The sequence below is a fragment of the Ruegeria sp. CK1 genome, from assembly GCF_056536545.1.
In genome coordinates this window covers 360,624-379,291 of sequence record NZ_JBQFPX010000001.1, presented here as the reverse complement: position 1 = coordinate 379,291, position 18,668 = coordinate 360,624, and the positions used below count along the sequence as shown (strand labels likewise).

At 56.9% G+C, this 18,668-nt stretch carries 19 protein-coding genes; 6 read left to right on the top strand and 13 right to left on the bottom strand.

Features of this window, described 5'->3' with window-relative positions; all coding sequences use genetic code 11:
- Positions 1-6: 6 nt before the first annotated feature.
- From ACR0L3_RS01880 to ACR0L3_RS01840, 9 genes are all read right to left on the bottom strand, one after another.
- Positions 7-540 carry a NuoB/complex I 20 kDa subunit family protein gene (locus tag ACR0L3_RS01880; RefSeq protein WP_480743191.1) on the bottom strand — a complete coding sequence of 178 codons (534 nt, stop codon included), beginning with the start codon at positions 538-540 and terminating at the stop codon, positions 7-9.
- Positions 531-896 carry an NADH-quinone oxidoreductase subunit A gene (locus tag ACR0L3_RS01875; RefSeq protein WP_050602775.1) on the bottom strand — a complete coding sequence of 122 codons (366 nt, stop codon included), beginning with the start codon at positions 894-896 and terminating at the stop codon, positions 531-533. Before ACR0L3_RS01875 ends, ACR0L3_RS01880 begins: the two co-directional genes overlap by 10 nt.
- Before the next feature lie 187 nt (positions 897-1,083).
- A complete protein-coding gene (locus tag ACR0L3_RS01870; RefSeq protein WP_480743189.1) occupies positions 1,084-1,872 on the bottom strand; it encodes a crotonase/enoyl-CoA hydratase family protein in 789 nt (262 codons plus the stop codon).
- 9 nt (positions 1,873-1,881) lie between these two features.
- Complete coding sequence (locus tag ACR0L3_RS01865; RefSeq protein ID WP_480743187.1) at positions 1,882-2,736, bottom strand: hydroxymethylglutaryl-CoA lyase; 855 nt, start codon at positions 2,734-2,736, stop codon at positions 1,882-1,884.
- Between the two features lie 78 nt (positions 2,737-2,814).
- Entirely contained in the window at positions 2,815-4,743 is a 1,929-nt protein-coding gene (locus tag ACR0L3_RS01860; protein WP_480743185.1) for an acetyl/propionyl/methylcrotonyl-CoA carboxylase subunit alpha, read from the bottom strand.
- A 3-nt stretch (positions 4,744-4,746) separates the two neighbouring features.
- Positions 4,747-5,172, bottom strand: coding sequence for an ASCH domain-containing protein (locus ACR0L3_RS01855; protein ID WP_480743183.1), 426 nt, complete (start codon positions 5,170-5,172; stop codon positions 4,747-4,749).
- Positions 5,172-6,776, bottom strand: coding sequence for a carboxyl transferase domain-containing protein (locus ACR0L3_RS01850; RefSeq protein ID WP_480743182.1), 1,605 nt, complete (start codon positions 6,774-6,776; stop codon positions 5,172-5,174). Before ACR0L3_RS01850 ends, ACR0L3_RS01855 begins: the two co-directional genes overlap by 1 nt.
- On the bottom strand, positions 6,773-7,351 hold the full coding sequence (locus tag ACR0L3_RS01845) for a hypothetical protein (RefSeq protein ID WP_480743181.1): 579 nt from the start codon (positions 7,349-7,351) through the stop codon (positions 6,773-6,775). The genes ACR0L3_RS01850 and ACR0L3_RS01845 overlap by 4 nt, the downstream gene beginning before the upstream one ends.
- Positions 7,348-8,874 (bottom strand): AMP-binding protein, encoded by a 1,527-nt coding sequence (locus ACR0L3_RS01840; protein WP_480743179.1) that lies wholly within the window; start codon positions 8,872-8,874, stop codon positions 7,348-7,350. Before ACR0L3_RS01840 ends, ACR0L3_RS01845 begins: the two co-directional genes overlap by 4 nt.
- Positions 8,875-9,010: 136 nt before the next feature.
- Here ACR0L3_RS01840 and ACR0L3_RS01835 point away from each other — a divergent pair, with 136 nt between their 5' ends.
- Positions 9,011-9,616 (top strand): OmpW/AlkL family protein, encoded by a 606-nt coding sequence (locus ACR0L3_RS01835; protein ID WP_480744645.1) that lies wholly within the window; start codon positions 9,011-9,013, stop codon positions 9,614-9,616.
- Between the two features lie 47 nt (positions 9,617-9,663).
- On the opposite strand, the gene ACR0L3_RS01830 is transcribed toward ACR0L3_RS01835, so the two are convergent.
- The 3 genes from ACR0L3_RS01830 to ACR0L3_RS01820 form a co-directional block, all read right to left on the bottom strand.
- Positions 9,664-10,827: an isovaleryl-CoA dehydrogenase gene (locus ACR0L3_RS01830; RefSeq protein WP_480743178.1), complete on the bottom strand. Its 1,164-nt coding sequence runs from the start codon at positions 10,825-10,827 to the stop codon at positions 9,664-9,666.
- Positions 10,828-10,986: 159 nt separating this feature from the next.
- A complete protein-coding gene (locus ACR0L3_RS01825; RefSeq protein WP_480743177.1) occupies positions 10,987-12,177 on the bottom strand; it encodes a DegT/DnrJ/EryC1/StrS family aminotransferase in 1,191 nt (396 codons plus the stop codon).
- 39 nt (positions 12,178-12,216) lie between these two features.
- Positions 12,217-12,888, bottom strand: coding sequence for an HAD-IA family hydrolase (locus ACR0L3_RS01820; protein ID WP_480743176.1), 672 nt, complete (start codon positions 12,886-12,888; stop codon positions 12,217-12,219).
- Positions 12,889-13,022: 134 nt separating this feature from the next.
- On the opposite strand from ACR0L3_RS01820, the gene glmU reads away from it, so the two are divergent.
- From glmU to ACR0L3_RS01800, 4 genes are read left to right on the top strand one after another with little or no spacing between them, the layout of a single operon-like run.
- A complete protein-coding gene (glmU, locus tag ACR0L3_RS01815; RefSeq protein WP_480743174.1) occupies positions 13,023-14,375 on the top strand; it encodes a bifunctional UDP-N-acetylglucosamine diphosphorylase/glucosamine-1-phosphate N-acetyltransferase GlmU in 1,353 nt (450 codons plus the stop codon).
- Positions 14,376-14,378: 3 nt separating this feature from the next.
- Positions 14,379-16,199: a glutamine--fructose-6-phosphate transaminase (isomerizing) gene (glmS, locus tag ACR0L3_RS01810; protein ID WP_480743173.1), complete on the top strand. Its 1,821-nt coding sequence runs from the start codon at positions 14,379-14,381 to the stop codon at positions 16,197-16,199.
- Positions 16,200-16,203: 4 nt separating this feature from the next.
- Positions 16,204-16,470, top strand: coding sequence for a hypothetical protein (locus tag ACR0L3_RS01805; protein ID WP_480743171.1), 267 nt, complete (start codon positions 16,204-16,206; stop codon positions 16,468-16,470).
- A gap of 8 nt (positions 16,471-16,478) precedes the next feature.
- A complete protein-coding gene (locus tag ACR0L3_RS01800) occupies positions 16,479-17,165 on the top strand; it encodes a DNA alkylation repair protein (RefSeq protein ID WP_480743170.1) in 687 nt (228 codons plus the stop codon).
- Here ACR0L3_RS01800 and ACR0L3_RS01795 read toward each other — a convergent pair.
- On the bottom strand, positions 17,153-17,569 hold the full coding sequence (locus tag ACR0L3_RS01795) for a hypothetical protein (protein ID WP_480743169.1): 417 nt from the start codon (positions 17,567-17,569) through the stop codon (positions 17,153-17,155). The two genes, ACR0L3_RS01800 and ACR0L3_RS01795, sit on opposite strands and share 13 nt — an antisense overlap.
- A 90-nt stretch (positions 17,570-17,659) precedes the next feature.
- On the opposite strand from ACR0L3_RS01795, the gene moaA reads away from it, so the two are divergent.
- Positions 17,660-18,667, top strand: coding sequence for a GTP 3',8-cyclase MoaA (gene moaA, locus ACR0L3_RS01790; RefSeq protein WP_480743167.1), 1,008 nt, complete (start codon positions 17,660-17,662; stop codon positions 18,665-18,667).
- Position 18,668 lies beyond the last annotated feature (1 nt).

Here is an 18,668-nt window from a genome sequence, read left to right as displayed (position 1 = left end):
CTATCCTCAGCGTACTATAGTGCCGGTGCGGCGAATTTTGCGTTGCAGCTGCATCAGACCGTAAAGCAGCGCCTCAGCGGTTGGAGGGCAACCCGGCACGTAGATATCCACCGGAACAATGCGGTCACAGCCGCGCACAACTGAATAAGAATAGTGGTAATAACCACCCCCATTCGCACAGGACCCCATAGAGATCACATAGCGCGGCTCGGGCATCTGATCGTAGACCTTACGCAGTGCCGGGGCCATCTTATTGGTAAGTGTTCCCGCTACGATCATCACGTCGGACTGACGCGGGGACGCACGTGGGGCAATGCCAAACCGTTCCGCGTCATACCGCGGCATCGAGGTATGCATCATTTCGACCGCGCAGCAGGCCAGACCGAATGTCATCCAGTGCAATGAACCAGTTCGCGCCCAGTTGATGATGTCCTCAGACGAGGTCAGCAGGAAACCTTTGTCCTGCAACTCGACGTTCAGGGCCTGGGTGGCGACTTCTTTGTCGGCGCCGGCGGTGTTTGCACCCGTCATCACTCCCATTCCAGTGCCCCTTTCTTCCATTCGTAGGCAAAGCCGATGGTCAAAACGCCCAGAAACACCATCATGGACCAGAACCCAACGTCGCTGATGTCTTTAAAGCCAACGGCCCACGGGAACAGAAACGCAATCTCAAGATCGAAGATGATGAAAAGAATCGAGACCAGATAAAACCTGACGTCAAATTTCATGCGCGCATCGTCAAAGGCGTTGAAGCCACATTCATACGCGCTGACTTTTTCGGGGTCGGGGTTGCGAACTGCCAAAACCACAGCAGCCAGAATCAGGACGATTCCAAGGCCTACAGCAACGGCCAGAAACACCAGGATCGGGAGATATTCCCGCAACAGGTCTTCCACGAAAAGCTCCTTTCCTGCGCACCCCTGATCGGAGGGCGCCGTCAATTGGCGTGTCGACTGGACATTCTCTATCCGTGCGGGGTCAGAGGGTCAACCGAACACAAACGCGCAGGGGCTTAATATTCCACTTGCTTTGGCAATTGGAGGGCTAAGGGTTTTCGCGAATCTAAAACTACAATGTCATGCGCTAACTTTGACCGCTCCAGACGGGTTTTCGCTTGTCAAAAAACGCTCCGATTCCCTCCTTGGCTTCTTCGGTTTCCCATCGTTCGACCAGCGCGCGGATCGTTTGGTCAATTACCGAGTCGTCGATCGTGGGCCCCAACGCCTGCACCAGACCTTTCGCCGATGCCACGGCACCCGGCGCGCAGGACAAATAAGGTAAGACTTCTGCCTCAATTGCATCGTCGAAACTCGCGGCAGGGACGGTTTTCGCCAACAATCCAAGCGCGACCGCTTCGGCAGCTTCAAACACTTTAGCAGACATGAAAACCCGCCGCGCCCTTGCTTCGCCCATGCGAGCGACAACATAGGGGCCAATTGTTGCCGGGATCAGCCCTAGCTTGGTTTCAGTCAAGGCCATCTTCACGCCTTCCACACCAACGGCTACATCACACACTGCGGCCAACCCGACCCCTCCACCGAAGGCATTACCCTGTATCGCGCCGATCAGGGGTTTCGGCATCGTGTTCAGCGCTTGCAACATCTCGGCCAGTTTGCGCGCTTCGGTGAAACGGGTCTCAGGGTCAGCGGCCATCTGGTCTTGCATCCAGCCCAAATCGCCGCCCGCGCAGAAACTCTTGCCTGCGCCAGTCAACACCACCGCACGTACTGAGTTATCTCTACCCAGCTGCTTGGCCGCTTGTGTCAGTTCAAATATCATTTGTGCCGACATCGCGTTGTGCTTTTCAGCGCGATCCAAGGTCAGCTTGGCCACCCCGCGTGTATCGGCGCTGACCGAAATCGTTTCAAACATACCTGCCCCTCACACTGACCGCATGGACCGGGCCAACTGCGAGGCCTCTTCCAAAACTGCTTGATCCAAGCCGGTTTCGTAACCTAGTCGTTCCAAATGGGTTGCTACAGCCTCGGTCGCTACATTCCCAGCCGCCTCTGGCGCATAAGGGCACCCCCCAAGACCTCCGACTGACGTGTCAAAGCTGCGAACACCCAGAGCCAGCGCAGCGTCAATATTATCGATAGCTCGACCATTCGTGTCGTGGAAATGCCCTGCCAGTCGGGTTACCGGAACGCGTTCGCGCACTGCCAAAAGCATATGTGCGATAGTGTCCGGTGTCCCCTGTCCGATCGTATCGCCCAGAGACACCTCATAACAGCCCAGCGCAAACAATCGGTCTGCGACTTCGGCAACCTTCTCGGGCGGGGTCGGTCCGTCATACGGGCAATCGGTCACGCAAGAAACGTAGCCGCGCACAGGCAGATCAATATGCCGCGCGGCCTCGAGGATCGGAGTGAAACGTTCGATGGACTCGGAAATCGTAGCGTTGATATTGGCTTTCGAAAAACCTTCTGACGCGGAAGCAAACACTGCAATCTCATCTGCCTTGGCTGCCAAAGCATCGTCGTATCCGCGCATATTCGGTGTCAGTGCGGCATAGCGTACCCCGTCGGTTCGCTTGATGCTGGCAAGAACCTCCGCGCTTCCCGCCATCTGCGGTACCCATTTGGGAGAAACGAAACTTGCAACTTCGATACGATTAAACCCCGCGCGGCTGAGGCAATCAACGAGAGCCACTTTGTCGGCTACCGGAATTTCACGTTGTTCATTCTGCAGACCGTCCCGCGGCCCCACTTCGAAGATCTCAACCCGATCACCCATTCCAGTGTTCCTCCCGGTCTTGTCTCGTTCTCTATATGTATGTCCCGACTGTGCCACGCGATGCGCCGCACGGATAGGTCACTCCTCCTCCAACCGAACCAGAGCGACCCCAGCCTCGACTTGTTCCCCATCCTCGATCAACACCTCAGCGACGACGCCATCGCGAGCGGCTAAAAGAGAATGTTCCATCTTCATAGCCTCAAGAACCGCCAGCCTATCCCCTTCCCGCACATCTTGGCCTACTTGCGCAAAGACAGCCTTGACCAAGCCAGGCATTGGCGCCTCAATAACGTTGGTATCTCCAGCAGCACTTGCGGCGCGGTCCAGCGGATCGATCACTTCGAACGCCTGTCCGTAACCTTCGAAGACGGTAATCTGGGGTCCGCTCATCCAAACGCGCGGCATCGGAGAGCCGCCGATTGACCATCCACCTGCTTTTCGCTCGGCGAGGATCGTATCTTCACCGATCTGCCATATCTGGCGATCCAGCCCTTCGACCTGCACATCCAAGTTAATCACGTCCCCAGCCATCAACTGAACTGCCCTGTGCAAAGGTGCCCAGAGGGAAAACCCAGTTTCGTCATTAGTATCGACCATATTCAGCGCGGTCATAGCAGCGGCAACGCATGTTTCAGAAGACACAGTATCGACCTGCGTCAAATCTTCGATGTCACGCCCGATCAGCCCGGTATCGACGTCTCCTGCGGCGAAGCCCTTGTGCCGGGTAAGCGCCCCAAGAAAAGCCAGGTTGGTAACAGTACCCGCAACCTCGGTCTGTTCGAGTGCTCGGTGTAGCTGTTCCAGTGCAATCGAGCGGGTGGCGCCGTGAACGATGACTTTGGCGATCATTGGATCATACCAAGGGCTGATCGTATCGCCTGCACGCACACCACTGTCCGCGCGACACAAGGGCGGAAATTGCAAGTGCGTCAGAGTACCAGTCGCGGGCAAAAACCCCTTGGGAACATCTTCGGCGTACAGTCTTGCCTCGAACGCGTGGCCTTTTATAGACAAGTCTCCCTGCTTCTTCGGCAGCGCTTCGCCCGAGGCCACTCGCAATTGCCATTCCACCAAGTCAACACCGGTGATCGCCTCGGTCACTGGGTGCTCGACCTGCAGTCGTGTGTTCATTTCCATAAACCAGAACCGGTCCGGCCGCAGCCCGTCCGAAGCATCAACGATGAATTCTACCGTCCCTGCGCCCTTGTAACCGATAGCCTCAGCCGCGCGGACACCCGCTTGGCCCATCGCCTCGCGCATCTCGGGTGTCATGTCAGGGGCTGGGGCTTCTTCAATCACTTTTTGATGGCGTCTTTGCAAAGAACAATCGCGCTCGAACAAATGCACTGCATTGGTGCCATCGCCGAAAACCTGCACTTCGATGTGGCGGGGCTTGGCGACGAATTTCTCGACCAGAACCGCGTCGTTGCCGAATGCCGTACGGGCCTCGCTACGGGCACTGTCCAGCGCGGCAGCAAAATCCTCGGGTCGCTCCACCAACCGCATGCCTTTTCCGCCACCACCAGCGACCGCTTTGATCAAAACCGGGTACCCGATTGTGTCTGCGGCACCCGCCAGATGTTCGGGGTCTTGATTGTCTCCGTGGTATCCGGGAACAACAGGTACTCCGGCTTGCTCCATCAGCACCTTGGCGGCGTCTTTGAGGCCCATCTTTCGTATCGCATCCGCCGAAGGACCGATAAAGCTCAGGCCGGCGGCCTCAACCGCGTCTACAAAGTCCGGGTTTTCAGAAAGAAACCCATAACCCGGATGAATCGCTTGCGCGCCCGTATCCAAAGCAGCCTGAATGATAACGTCGCCTTTCAGGTAGCTTTCCCCCGGTGCCGCGCCGCCGATAGGCACCGCCTCGTCCGCCATCTGCACGTGCTTAGATGTTGCATCGACATCAGAATGGACAGCAACACAAGAAACGCCCATCTGCTGAGCGGTTTCGATGACGCGACAAGCTATTTCGCCCCGGTTGGCAATCAGGATTTTAGCGAACATTTTCTAATCCTCACTCGCCAGATCCTCGACAAGACGGAATCGCTCGCACACTAATTCCATCTCGGGATCGAACCCACCGTTTCGCTCGAAGTACCGGCGATGATCCTCTCGCCATCCTTCCAACGTTTCGTTCTCACCCTCCGCCAAAGCGAATTCTTCGGTCATGTCGCAAAACCGGCGGATCGAAACATCGACCGTTTCGATTACTAGCGCCGGACTATCATCCCAATTCAAAGCGATATCCCTACGCCCAACTATTGGCATTTCAGGGCTGCCGACCGGATAATCCCTCCGAGCGCCACAGGTGGCCGTTTTTCGACCAGTGCGTACTAGGTCCAGCAGTTCGGCACTCATTTCGGCGCTGTCACCGAATTTTAATGTTTGCGCTCCGGGGTAGCGGGCCAAAACGTCGTTCGCTGTAATGCTCATTACATCCTGAACACGCCGAAACGTGTCTCCTCAATAGGGGCGTTCAACGCCGCGCTAAGCGACAAGGCCAACACATCGCGGCTCTTGCGGGGGTCTATAATGCCGTCATCCCACAGGCGTGCCGCGGCATAGAGCGGGTGTGACTGTTCTTCAAACATTTCAAGCGTGGGGCGTTTGAAATCGGCCTCTTCTTCGGCGGACCAGGTGCCACCTTGCCGTTCGATACCGTCGCGTTTGACGGTAGCCAGCACACCTGCCGCCTGTTCTCCACCCATCACCGAAATCCTAGAGTTCGGCCAGGTCCACAGGAAACGAGGTTGGTAAGCGCGCCCAGCCATGCCATAGTTTCCGGCCCCGAAGGAACCGCCAACCAGCATGGTAACTTTCGGCACGTTAGTCGTAGCAACAGCTGTCACCATCTTGGCCCCATGCCGTGCAATACCTTCGTTTTCGTATTTGCGACCGACCATGAAGCCCGTGATGTTTTGCAGAAACACCAAGGGGATTTTGCGCTGAGAACACAGTTCCACAAAGTGCGCGCCCTTCTGTGCAGCTTCAGAGAACAAAACACCGTTGTTGGCGATGATCCCAATAGGACAGCCCTTGAGGTGGGCAAAGCCGGTCACCAGAGTCTCACCAAAGCGCGGCTTGAATTCATCGAAACGCGAGCCATCGACCAGCCGCACGATCACCTCGCGAATATCGTAGGGCGTGCGCAAGTCGGCGGGGACAACGCCCAGAATTTCCTCCGGGTCATAGGCAGGGTCTTCCGGACTGGCCCAGTCCACCGTCTGCGGCTTGCGCAGGTTCAGCGACCCGACAGCACGGCGCGCCAGAGCCAGCGCGTGGGCGTCATCCTCGGCCAGGTAATCGGCTACGCCTGATAGACGGGTGTGAACGTCGCCACCGCCCAAGTCTTCGGCGCTGACGACCTCACCTGTGGCAGCCTTGACCAAAGGTGGCCCGGCCAAAAAGATCGTGCCCTGCTCTTTCACGATAATCGTCACGTCCGACATCGCGGGTACATAGGCACCGCCCGCCGTACACGATCCCATCACCACGGCGATCTGAGGGATGCCCTTCGCGCTCATCCGCGCTTGATTATAGAAGATGCGGCCAAAGTGGTCGCGGTCGGGAAAAACCTCATCCTGATTGGGCAGGTTCGCGCCGCCGCTATCGACAAGATAGATGCAAGGCAGATGGTTTTCCTCGGCAATCTCCTGCGCGCGGAGGTGTTTCTTAACGGTCATGGGATAATAGGTGCCGCCCTTCACGGTGGCGTCGTTGCAGACCACCATGACCTCTTGCCCTTGCACCCGGCCAATGCCCGCGATCACGCCGGCACAGGGTGCCGCGTCACCATACATCCCATGCGCCGCCGTTGCGCCAATTTCCAGAAACGGAGACCCCGGATCAAGCAGGTTCGCCACCCGGCGCCGGGGCAGCATCTTGCCCCGAGATTCATGCCGCGCGCGGGATTTCTCACCGCCCCCCATGCGAGCGGCATCGGCTGCAGCGGAGATTTGCGCCAGCGCATCAAGATGGGCCGCGCGGTTTGCTTTGAAGCCCTCGGAGGCGGGTATAGCTTTGGATGCGAGTTTCATGCGCGCAGAATCCTTTTCAATTTCGCGGGCAATTGTCGACGTGCTCGGGCGGATTTAAAAACCGTTGGCAGCTTCCTGTCGAACCAATAGCGCCAAGGGTGAGTTGCTGGGGTTTTTCCGCCCAGCAACTCAAGCATCGCCGCGACATGTTCGCGGTCATAAAACCACAGCAATCGACCAGAATAACTAAGTTGATGATATGCGTCCTGAGGCCAACGGATCTTGGTTTTTCTGGGCGTATGGCAGCTGTCGCAGATTGACGTTCCAAGCAGAGAATTGAGGAGATGCCGATACATTCCTATCGGATAAAGAGAATTCGACGAATGAACGTCCGAACCGCCGAGGCCGATGTAAGTAAGGGTGTGTTCGCGGTGCCAGTTCGCGTAGTTGCGATTGGGCCGATCAGCTCTCACGACCATGACGTCCTTACCAAGCGTTTCGCCAAAAGATTTCTTTGTCATAACCTCCAACTCTGCTGGTACAAACCGCGCAGGTTTTTGGCAGTTCGGGCATGCGATTATCACGGTCTTGGGGAAGTTCGCCGTATCGCGCGCAAAATCAAAGGAATACGTCATTTTGCAACCTCTCTCGCCGCCCGCGCCTTCAATTCCTTGCGGATCACCTTCCCCGTCACCGTCATCGGCAGCGCCTCCAGAAATTCAACTTCGCGCGGGTACGAATAGTTCGCCAGACGATCCTTGACCCAATCCTGTAAATCCTGTCCCGACGCCTCAGCCCCCGGTTTCAGCACCACATAGGCTTTCACAATCTCGGTCCGCAGTGGGTCGGGCTTGCCGACTACGCCGACCGTCGCCACTGCAGGGTAGGTCAGCAGGCAATCCTCGATCTCTGCCGGGCCGATGCGGTATCCGGCGGACGTAATCACATCATCATCGCGGCCTACGAAGCGCAGATAATCACCCTCCCACACGCCCCGGTCGCCAGTTATCAGCCAGTCGCCCCGGAACTTATCAGCTGTCGCCTCGGGCCAGTTCCAATATTCCAATAGCATGGAGGCCGAACCGCGCCGGATGGCCACGTCGCCTTCCTCATCGGTTGGGTTGCCATCTTCGTCGATCACCGCCACGTCATGCCCCGGCACTGGTTTACCAATACATCCGGGCCGAACCGGGAAATCCTTGGAGCAGGAAGAGACGACCATGTTGCATTCGGTCTGGCCGTAGAATTCGTTGATCGTAAGTCCAAACGCTTGTTCTCCCCATGCCAGCATCTCGGCCCCCAACGGTTCACCACCGGACGCCACTGAGCGAAGCCCGGAAATCGTCTGATCTGCCGCCTTGAGCATGCGCAAAGCCGTTGGTGGGAAGAACACGTTCCGCACCCCGCCCCTCGTGATCACATTGGCGCATGCCTCTGGAGAGAATTTCTCTAACCGCGCTGCAACCACCGGTATGCCAAGCGCCAAGCCGGGCATTAGCACATCGAACAACCCTCCAATCCATGCCCAATCGGCAGGCGTCCAAAGGCAGTCGCCCTCGCGCAAGTGATTGTGGCTGATCGAAACGCCCGGCAGGTGTCCAGTCAGAATCCTATGACCGTGCAAAGCGCCTTTCGGGCTACCGGTGGTGCCCGAGGTGTAGATTAAAACAGCGGGATCTTCTGGCCCGGTGTCCGCGAAAGGCAGCGGGTCGTTGGACGGCGCAATCTGGTCTACTAGCAATGGCTTGGCCAGATCGCCCAGCAACGCCGACCCTTCAACATCGGTCAGCACCAACTGCGCGCCCGCATTCCCCACGCGCGAGGCTAAAGCATCCCGCTTAAACAGCTTGAACAAAGGCACCGAGATCGCCCCAAGCTTCCAGATGGCCAGATGCGCCGCCGCGCACCAGGGTGATTGGCTCAACAATACGCCCACACGGTCGCCTGTTTTCACATGCGGCTTCAGCCCGCGCGCAATTCCATCCGTCATGCGTGCCAGCTGACCAAAAGTGACAACCTCGCTTTGTTCATTGGTCAGATCAATGATGGCTACACGGTCGTCGGAATGCTCAAGGCACTGCCGTGCCATGTTGAGCCTTTCAGGGATCGCCCAGCCTCCGGCTTTCCGCATACCGGGTATGCGCCTACCGGGATTCATGATGATAGTCCCTTGTTTTCAAGCTATTAGCCGCAGCCAAAATGTCACGAGCCCTGGCAGGAACTTGATACAGATCAGGGTTCTCTACGGTCGGGTGTTGCAAAACCGGATCATCAACAAATCCAAAGGCCGTAAAATGACCAAAAAACTCGCCGCTTTGACGCTCTCCACCGCGCTCGTTGCGCTTGCCGCCCCTGCAATGGCCCAGAACCAAGGTGATTGGATCCTCGGTATCGGTATTGGCTACCTTGATCCGAAGTCCGACAACGGCACCTTGGCCGGCCTCGACGCCGAGGTGGACGCGGACACCCGCCCGATCTTTACCGCCGAATATTTCGTGCGCGACAATCTGGGCATCGAATTGTTGGCCGCGACCCCGTTCAGCCACGATGTCACCTTGGGTGGCAGCATCGATGCAGGCTCGGTCAAGCAGCTGCCGCCCACCCTGTCGCTGAACTATCACTTCCCGACCAACAGCGCGTGGAAGCCCTATGTCGGCGCTGGTATCAACTATACCATCTTCTTTGACGAACAGTCCGATCTGGGCGATCTCGAACTGGACAATTCCGTCGGCGTCGCGTTCCAGGCTGGCGTGGACTACATGGTCACAGAAAAGGGTGCAGTACGTCTGAACGTGCGCTGGTTCGACATCGACACTGATGTCAAATTGGACGGTGCCGATATCGGAACCGCAGAAATCGACCCTTGGCTGGTCGGTGTATCCTACGTTCATCGCTTCTGATCCCTCGTAGACGACGCCCCGCCACGAATTGGCGGGGCGTTTTCTTTTCAAACCATTTCGTTCATCAATTCCCGGCCAATGAGCATACGGCGTATTTCGCTGGTGCCCGCGCCGATTTCCATCAGCTTGGCGTCGCGGAAAATCCGGCTAACCGCCGAATCCGATAGAAACCCGGCTCCGCCCATCGCCTGCACCGCCTGATGCGCCTGCGTCATTGCCTGCTCGGACGCGTAGAGGCAGCATGCGGCCGCATCCTGACGGGTCACGTCGCCTCGGTCGCAAGCTTTGGCAACCTCGTAGACATAAGCCCGAGCGGAGTTCATTGCGGTGTACATGTCCGCTATTTTCCCCTGCATTAGTTGGAAGTTGCCGATCGGTTGGCCGAATTGTTTGCGCTCGGCCAAATAAGGCATGATCTCATCCAGACATGCGGCCATGATACCAGTGCCGATCCCAGCAAGCACAACGCGTTCGTAATCCAGACCGGACATCAGAACAGCGACACCCCTGCCTTCTTCACCCAAGACGTTGTCGAAAGGCACTTCAACGTCCTCGAAGATCAACTCGGCGGTATTCGATCCCCGCATGCCTAACTTGTCGAAATGCGGAGAGGTGGAAAACCCCTTCATCTCTTTCTCAATCAGAAACGCAGTGATCCCTTTCGAACCCGCCTCTGGATCCGTCTTGGCGTAAACGACCAGAGTGTCCGCGTCCGGCCCGTTCGTGATCCAATACTTGTTGCCGTTCAACCGGTAGTGATCGTTACGCTTTTCCGCGCGCAGCTTCATTGACACCACATCTGACCCCGCCGAAGCCTCGGACATAGCCAATGCGCCCACATGCTCACCCGAGACTAGGCGCGGTAAGTATTTGGCCTTCTGCTCATCCGTACCGTTCAGCTTGATCTGGTTGACGCACAGATTGGAATGCGCCCCATAGGACAATGAGACCGAAGCAGAAGCCCGGGCGACTTCCTCCACGGCGACGGTGTGGGCCAGATAGGACATCCCCGCCCCACCATATTCCTCAGGCACCGTGATCCCAAGCAGCCCAAGATCTCCCATCTCTTTCCACAATTCATTGGGAAAGGCGTTGGACTTGTCGACCTCGGCCGCCATTGGTTTGACCCGATCCTGCGCCCAGCGATGAACCATCTCACGCAGAGCATTCACATCCTCACCCAGATCGAACTGCATGGTAGCCGTGAACATATTGCGACCTCCCCGTCGAATTAATGAACACTTGTTCAATAACTAGGTATCAGCGAATCCCTTGCTGGTCAATGAGAAGGCAAGCACAAAGAAAATGCCGCTCTGTTCAGAGCGGCATTTCACAAAGATAGAGCGTGCGCCCAAGCGCACTCAATTAAATCACGATTGAAAAACCGCCCCAACCTCGGACCGGATGATACGCGCAATCAGACGACAATCCTCCAAAGAAAATGTCAGGGGTACGCGCATATCCATCACACCCGCGAGAATGCGATCACTAGAGGGCAATTGCTCACTGTCCGCATAGCGCCAGCTGTCATAGCGCGACGTGAACCCAGTTGGCTCTGCGCCGCCGAACCACTTCAGCTCTACACCCCGCGCTGCACAACGTCGTATCACCTCGGCGATGCGTTCAGATGACCAGTCAAGCAGCAGAAACTGGATCGACGAACCGACGTAGGTTTCGTCCTTTGGGCGCTCTACGATGGTCAAGCCGGGCGCATCTCTCAAGCCAGCCTCAATCTCATCATAGCGCTCATTCCAGCGCTGTACCTGCCGATCGAGGTCACGCAGCTGCGGGCGCAGGATAGCCGCGCGCAAGTTGTCCATTCGTCCGGAAATATTGGGTGTTGTATATTTGATCTTGTCGAAAACCTCTGGGCTTGGTGCGGCGAGGTGGCGTTCGTAAAGCATGTAAGAACCCGACAGCATCGTCGCTTTAGCCGCCAATTCCTCATCATCGGTGATCAGCAACCCACCTTCACCCGAATTTACATGTTTGTAGGTCTGGCAAGAGTAACACCCGATCGCGCCTTGACGCCCTGACAACTGACCGCGCCAAGCTGCGCCCATCGTGTGCGCACAGTCTTCGATCACAATAACGCCCGCCGCATCGCACATCGCCATCAACCGATCCATGTCGCACAAATGCCCGCGCATATGGCTCAGCATGAGCACACGCGCACGATCCAGTTTGGTTTCCAAGTCATCCAGATCAATCGTGAGGCTCTCGGTTACGCCCACAAAAACTGGTCGCGCCCCAATCGAAGCAATCGACCCCGGCACGGGCGCCAATGTGAAAGCATTTGTCAGCACCGGATTGCTGGGCTTCACACCCACGGCCCGCAATGCAGTCGCCAATGCATATCCGCCTGAAGACACAGCCAGACAATATTTTGCACCCATCTGCGCCGCAAACTCCTGTTCCAGCAAAGCGGTTTCGCCCAATTCGCCGGGTGCCACATTGTAGCGGTGAAGGCGCCCATGGCGCAGAACGGCCATGGCGGCGTCAATTGCCTCTTCCGGAATTGGTTCCTGCTGGGTGAAGCTGCCAGTAAATGTCTCGGTCATAAGCTCGTTTTGGTACTGCATAGTGTTCAGGTCAAGAGATCACGCCGCCGCACCAATAAGGCCGGTGACCAATTCAGGAAGATCATCGAAGTGATGCAACAAGGCTTCGGGCTCTAGCGCGGCCATATCGCTGCCCGAGGGGCCAAAGGTTACAAGCACCGAAGGCACACCCGCCGCCCGCGCCGTGTTGCGGTCGGTATCAGAGTCGCCGATCAACACGCAAAGTTCGGGATGTCCTCCCGCCCGGCGCGCGGCTTCGCGCAGCGGTTCCGGGTCTGGCTTGCGTACGGGCAGCGTATCCGCCCCGACCAACGAAGCAAACTGATCACGCACCCCCATCTGCGTCAGCAGTTGATGCGCCAGTGCTTCTGGCTTGTTGGTACAGATTCCAATGCCATAACCCGCAGCCCTTAACCCTTCGACTGCTTCAAGAGCACCAGGATAAAACTGCGTGTGCGTATCAATGGCTTGTGAATATGCCTCAAGCAGCGTCGGGTAATAGGCATGCACGGTATCCTCATCATAAGCGCCAACCCGTTTTAACCCATGAGTGAGCATCATCCGCCCACCACGTAGCGCGACTGCGGCATCCTGCCCATGAACCAACACATCCCCATGGCCCATCTGGCGAAAACAATGGTTGGCGGCGGCCAGAAGATCGCCCGACGTATCGGCCAGCGTTCCGTCCAGATCGAAGATAACTGTGCGCATTTCGCCTCCTGCTTCGGCGGGTTTTTGCCGTGTCGTGTTGCAAACGGCAATCTTGTTTGATCCCCGAACCGCTTGCGCCTTTGCCCTCAGCGGATAAAACGGACTGCAACAAAACACAAAGAGAAATCGATTTCATGAGCACTGCCCTTGTCATCCTTGCCGCCGGAAAAGGCACCAGGATGCATTCGGATATACCCAAAGTTCTGCATCCCATCGCCCAAGTGCCGATGCTGGTTCATGCCATGCGCGCCGGTGCCGCGCTGTCGCCCGAGCGCACCGTGATCGTCACTGGCCACGGTGCCGAAGCGGTGGCAAAAGCCGCAACAGCCGAAGATGACGCCGCGCAGATCGCAGTGCAGGAAGAGCAGCTCGGCACAGCCCATGCCGTCGCGCAGGCGCGCGAGGCGCTGGACGGATTCTCGGGCGACGTAGTGGTTCTGTACGGCGACACGCCATTTTTGCAGTCCGACACGCTGGAACGCATGATCGCGGCACGGGCTGAAAACGATCTTGTCATTCTGGGCTTCGAGGCAGCCGATCCCGCACGCTATGGCCGACTGGTTATGAAGGGCGACAGCCTGGAACGAATCGTCGAGTTCAAGGATGCCTCAGTTGAAGAGCGCGCAATAACGCTTTGTAATTCTGGTCTTTTGGCCTGTGATGCGCAAACTTTGTTTACACTGATTGAGAAGGTCACAAATGACAATGCGGCGGGCGAATACTACCTGCCGGATGTCGTCGAGATTGCCCGCAATCGCGGTCTGAAGGTCACTGCGGTCTCCTGTGACGAGGCGCAGACCCTAGGCGTCAACTCTCGTGCCGATCTGGCCGCAGCCGATGCCGTGTTTCAAACCCGCGCCCGCGCTGAACTGTTGGATCTTGGGGTCACTTTGATGGCCCCAGAAACCGTTTATCTGGCCGCTGACACGATCATTGGCCGGGACACTGTGATTGAGCCCAATGTCGTCTTCGGCCCCGGGGTAACCGTCGAAAGCGGCGCAACGATCCGCGCATTTTCGCATCTGGAAGGTTGCCACGTCAGCCGCGGTGCAGTTGTCGGCCCCTATGCTCGTCTTCGTCCCGGCGCGGAACTGGCCGAAAACACACGCATTGGCAACTTTGTCGAGGTCAAAAACGCAGAGATTGCTGAAGGCGCCAAAGTTAATCACCTAAGCTATATCGGCGATGCTTCGGTCGGTGCCACCACTAATATAGGTGCGGGCACGATCACCTGTAACTACGACGGCGTGATGAAGCATCGCACCACGATAGGTGAGAATGTCTTTGTTGGATCGAACACCATGCTGGTGGCCCCCGTTTCAATTGGCGATGGCGCAATGACTGCAACTGGGACCGTGGTAACGCGAGATGTAGAGCCCGATGCCTTGGCCGTGGCCCGTGCGAAGCAAGATAATAAGCCGGGCTATGCGCGCAAATTGTTTGATATGTTGAAGGCGAAGAAGGCTCGTCGCGATAAAGGAAGTTAAATCATGTGTGGTATTGTCGGTGTATTGGGACAGCACGAGGCCGCGCCAATTTTGGTCGAAGCCCTGAAGCGATTGGAATACCGCGGCTATGACAGTGCCGGTATCGCAACAGTAGACAACGGCACGTTGGGACGTCGTCGGGCTGTGGGAAAACTGGTGAACCTTAGTGATATGCTGGTTCACGAACCTTTGCCCGGAAAGTCCGGAATTGGCCACACGCGCTGGGCAACCCACGGCGCGCCCTCGGTAACCAATGCACACCCACACAAGGCTGGGCCTGTGGCCGTCGTTCATAATGGCATCGTCGAGAACTATCGCGAGTTAAGAACTGAACTGGCGCAGTACGGTATCGATTTCTCAACAGAAACTGATACCGAAACCGTCGCGTTGTTGGCCGAGCACTATCTGAATGACGGCCTTTCTCCTGTTGAAGCGGCATTTAAAACCATCGATAGATTGCACGGTGCATTTGCACTGGCCTTTCTGTTTGATGGTCAGGACGATTTGATCGTGGCAGCTCGCAAGGGATCACCTTTGGCGATTGGTCATGGAGACGGCGAGATGTATGTGGGCTCGGACGCCATTGCGCTTGCTCCTTTGACCGACCGCATCACTTATCTTGAAGAGGGCGACCGGGCGGTTCTAACCCGCACGTCGCTGGAAATCCGCAACGAGGCCGGTGAGCTGGCCAACCGCGAAACTCGACGCATCAAACTGGACCAAACGCGCGCGGATAAAGCTGGCCACAAACACTACATGGCCAAGGAAATCGCTGAACAGCCAACGGTCGTTGCCGAAGCAATACGGTCTTACCTGCCGACAGGCAGCGATCGGGTCGCCCTGCCCGAAGAGCTGGATTTCGCCAAGCTGGACCGCCTGACCATGGTCGCTTGTGGAACTGCTTTTTATGCCTGCCTGACCGCTAAATACTGGTTCGAACAACTGGCGAAATTGCCTGTTGAAGTCGATATCGCCAGCGAGTTCCGTTATCGCGAGCCTCCAATCCCAAGCCGCACTGCGGCGCTGTTTGTCAGCCAGTCGGGTGAAACGGCAGATACTCTGGCAGCATTGCGATACTGCGAAGGTAAGGCGGACAAGGTCATTTCCGTAATCAATGTCCCCGAAAGCTCGATTGCACGAGAGAGCGATATCGCCCTGCCAATCCACGCGGGTGTCGAAATCGGCGTAGCCTCGACCAAGGCCTTCACTTGCCAACTAAGCGTGTTGCTGATGCTGGCGCTTAAGGCCGCTGCAGACCGGGGAACGCTGTCAGACGAAGAGCTGGCCGATCATGCCGCAGCATTGCGAGGGTTGCCGTCAATTCTGAATACGGCGCTTGACCAAAACCGCGCTATCAAAAAATCTGCCCAGCGCCTGTCCGAGGCACGCGACGTTCTGTTTCTTGGCCGGGGTCTGATGTACCCGCTGGCCATGGAAGGTGCCCTGAAGCTCAAGGAAATTAGCTACATTCACGCCGAAGGATATGCGTCTGGAGAGCTGAAGCACGGTCCAATCGCCTTAATCGACAAGCATATGCCGGTTGTTGTAATGGCCCCGCGCGATGCGGTCTTCGATAAGACAATCTCAAACATGCAAGAGGTTATGGCGCGCAAAGGTAAAGTCATTCTGGTCTCTGATGACGCGGGTATAGCGGAAGCGCAGGATGGTGTCTGGAACACTATTCGAATGCCGCATGTCCATACAAACCTTGCACCCATCCTATATTCGATACCGGCGCAGCTGCTGGCGTACCATACGGCAGTTGCCAAGGGTACAGATGTGGACCAACCACGCAATTTGGCAAAGTCTGTCACGGTAGAGTGAACCAATGGTCAAGTTGTTACCGAAATGGGCTGAAATCGTGCGAAGGTCCATGGAGCAGCAGCGCATGCTCTTTGTTGGCGCAGCAGGGCCTGATGGGCGCGAGAATATCTCGCCCAACAGGATGGCTTCGCTACGCGTTCAGGAAACTGACCGGATTGGTTGGACGAACCTGAGCGGCAGCAGCAATCAGGCAGTTTGGCCTTTTCTGCAAACCAATCGAATGACGCTGATGTGGTGTGCCTTCACACGGCAAGCCCACCAGTACTGCTGACCGGTTCAATGCAAGCAACCTACATCGACCAGATCAAGGCGCATGCAGACGCCCAGCGCGCGGATCAAATGGCCGCTTACCACAAGGTTGACCGAACTTATCTGGGCGTCGCCAATCCTGTCCTGAATGACCTGACCAAGGCTTGGCGTCAGGAACTGGACGTGCCCGCGCGGATAGCGCTGGCCGACACCTTGTGGCAGAGCAACATCCACGAAGGCCGCGTGGCCGCCGCGAAACTGCTGACTCAGGCACGTGTTCGGCCCGATGAGGCGGTTTGGGAGTTACTGCAAAGCTGGCTGCCCGACTTTGATGCGTGGGCCGTGGCCGACCATGCCTGTATGGCGATGCAAAAGCGCCTCTCAGCCGATCCAACGCGGCTGGATCACGTGGAAAGTTGGACAACCTCAGACCATATGTGGACCCGCCGCGCGGCGCTTGTTGCGACCCTTCCCTGGACGAAACAAAACCACCCCAAACCCGACGACCTGGCACGACGAGACCGTATTCTCGGCTGGGCTGCGGGCTATGTGCCCGACCGTGACTGGTTTATTCAGAAGGCGATTGCATGGTGGCTGCGGGAATTGTCAAAACATGACGCCCCCAGAGTGATCGTGTTTCTGGACGCGCATGGCGACGCAATGAAACCATTTGCCCGCCGAGAAGCCGGAAAATACCTGAAAAGTCAGTTTGAATAGACCTCAAGTTCGACCAGTTCGTCAAAAGGCAGCAACAACGCCCGCATCGCGTCTAACGACAAACGACTGCCCCCACTTTCCGGCCCGGGCGCGGGCACCAAGGTGATGTACGCCTGCGCCCCGGTTCTTGGCACCACGACACGACCGGTGAATTCTGTTTCAACCAACGGGGTTTCCAGCCAGCGCCCGGGTGTAGTTGGATCACCCAAAGCGGCAATTGTTGTCTTTGCCCCGACCCAGCTGGCAGCAGTAGCTGCTACAGGTTCCGGCTCAAACACCTCTTCTGTAACAACCTCTTCTGACGCGGGGGCAACGTCGTCATTCCCAAAAACCCGATCGGTCGTCGACCGTAAAGAATCGCACCCTGCAACCAAAATGAACAAAGCAATAAACGTGTATCTCATAAGGGCAGTTTACCGACCGGTGCGCAGCTATACCAGCGCAAAGGAAAGTTCTCCCTTGCCGACGGCATGTCCCAGCTTTACCTATGTCGCATGACCGCTCCACTTATCGATCCTTTCGCGCGTGCGATTACATATCTCCGCGTCTCCGTAACGGACCGCTGCGATTTCCGCTGTGTCTATTGCATGTCCGAAGACATGAAGTTTCTGCCTAAGAAAGACCTGCTAACGTTGGAAGAGCTTGACCGCATGTGCTCGACCTTCGTGAAGTTAGGTGTTGAAAAGCTTCGTATTACCGGTGGCGAGCCACTTGTACGCCGCAATATCATGACGTTTTTCAACAGCATGACCCGCCATCTGGACAGCGGTGCACTGAAAGAGCTGACGCTGACAACCAATGGATCGCAGCTGCATCGCTTTGCCGACGATCTGTACGCCGCTGGCGTGCGCCGGGTGAACGTGTCGCTGGATACACTGGACGAAGACAAGTTTGCTCAGATCACCCGCTGGGGTCGTCTGAAACAGGTGCTAAACGGTATCGATGCAGCGCAAAAAGCTGGGCTGCGGATCAAGATCAACGCCGTGGCCCTGAAAGGGTTCAATGAGGTAGAGCTGCCCACTATCACCAAATGGTGCGCCGAGCGCGATATGGACCTGACTTGGATCGAAGTTATGCCGATGGGAGATATCGGAAACGAAGATCGTCTGGATCAGTATTGGTCCCTGAAAGACGTCCGCAAAGAATACGAAAACCACTATACCGTGACCGATCTGGCCGAACGCACTGGCGGGCCTGCTCGGTACGTGCGGCTAGAAGAAACCGGGCAAAAAATCGGTTTCATCACACCGCTTTCACATAATTTCTGCGAAAGCTGCAACCGCGTGCGCCTGACCTGCACCGGCGAGCTTTATATGTGTCTGGGTCAAGAGGACATGGCCGACTTGCGTGCCCCCTTGCGCGATCATCCCGACACCGAAAAACCTCTTGAAGAGGCGATCCGCGCGGCGATCAATCTCAAACCCAAAGGTCATGACTTCGACTATTCCCGCCAAGCGGTCGACGGCAAAATGAGCCGTCACATGAGCCATACAGGCGGCTGAC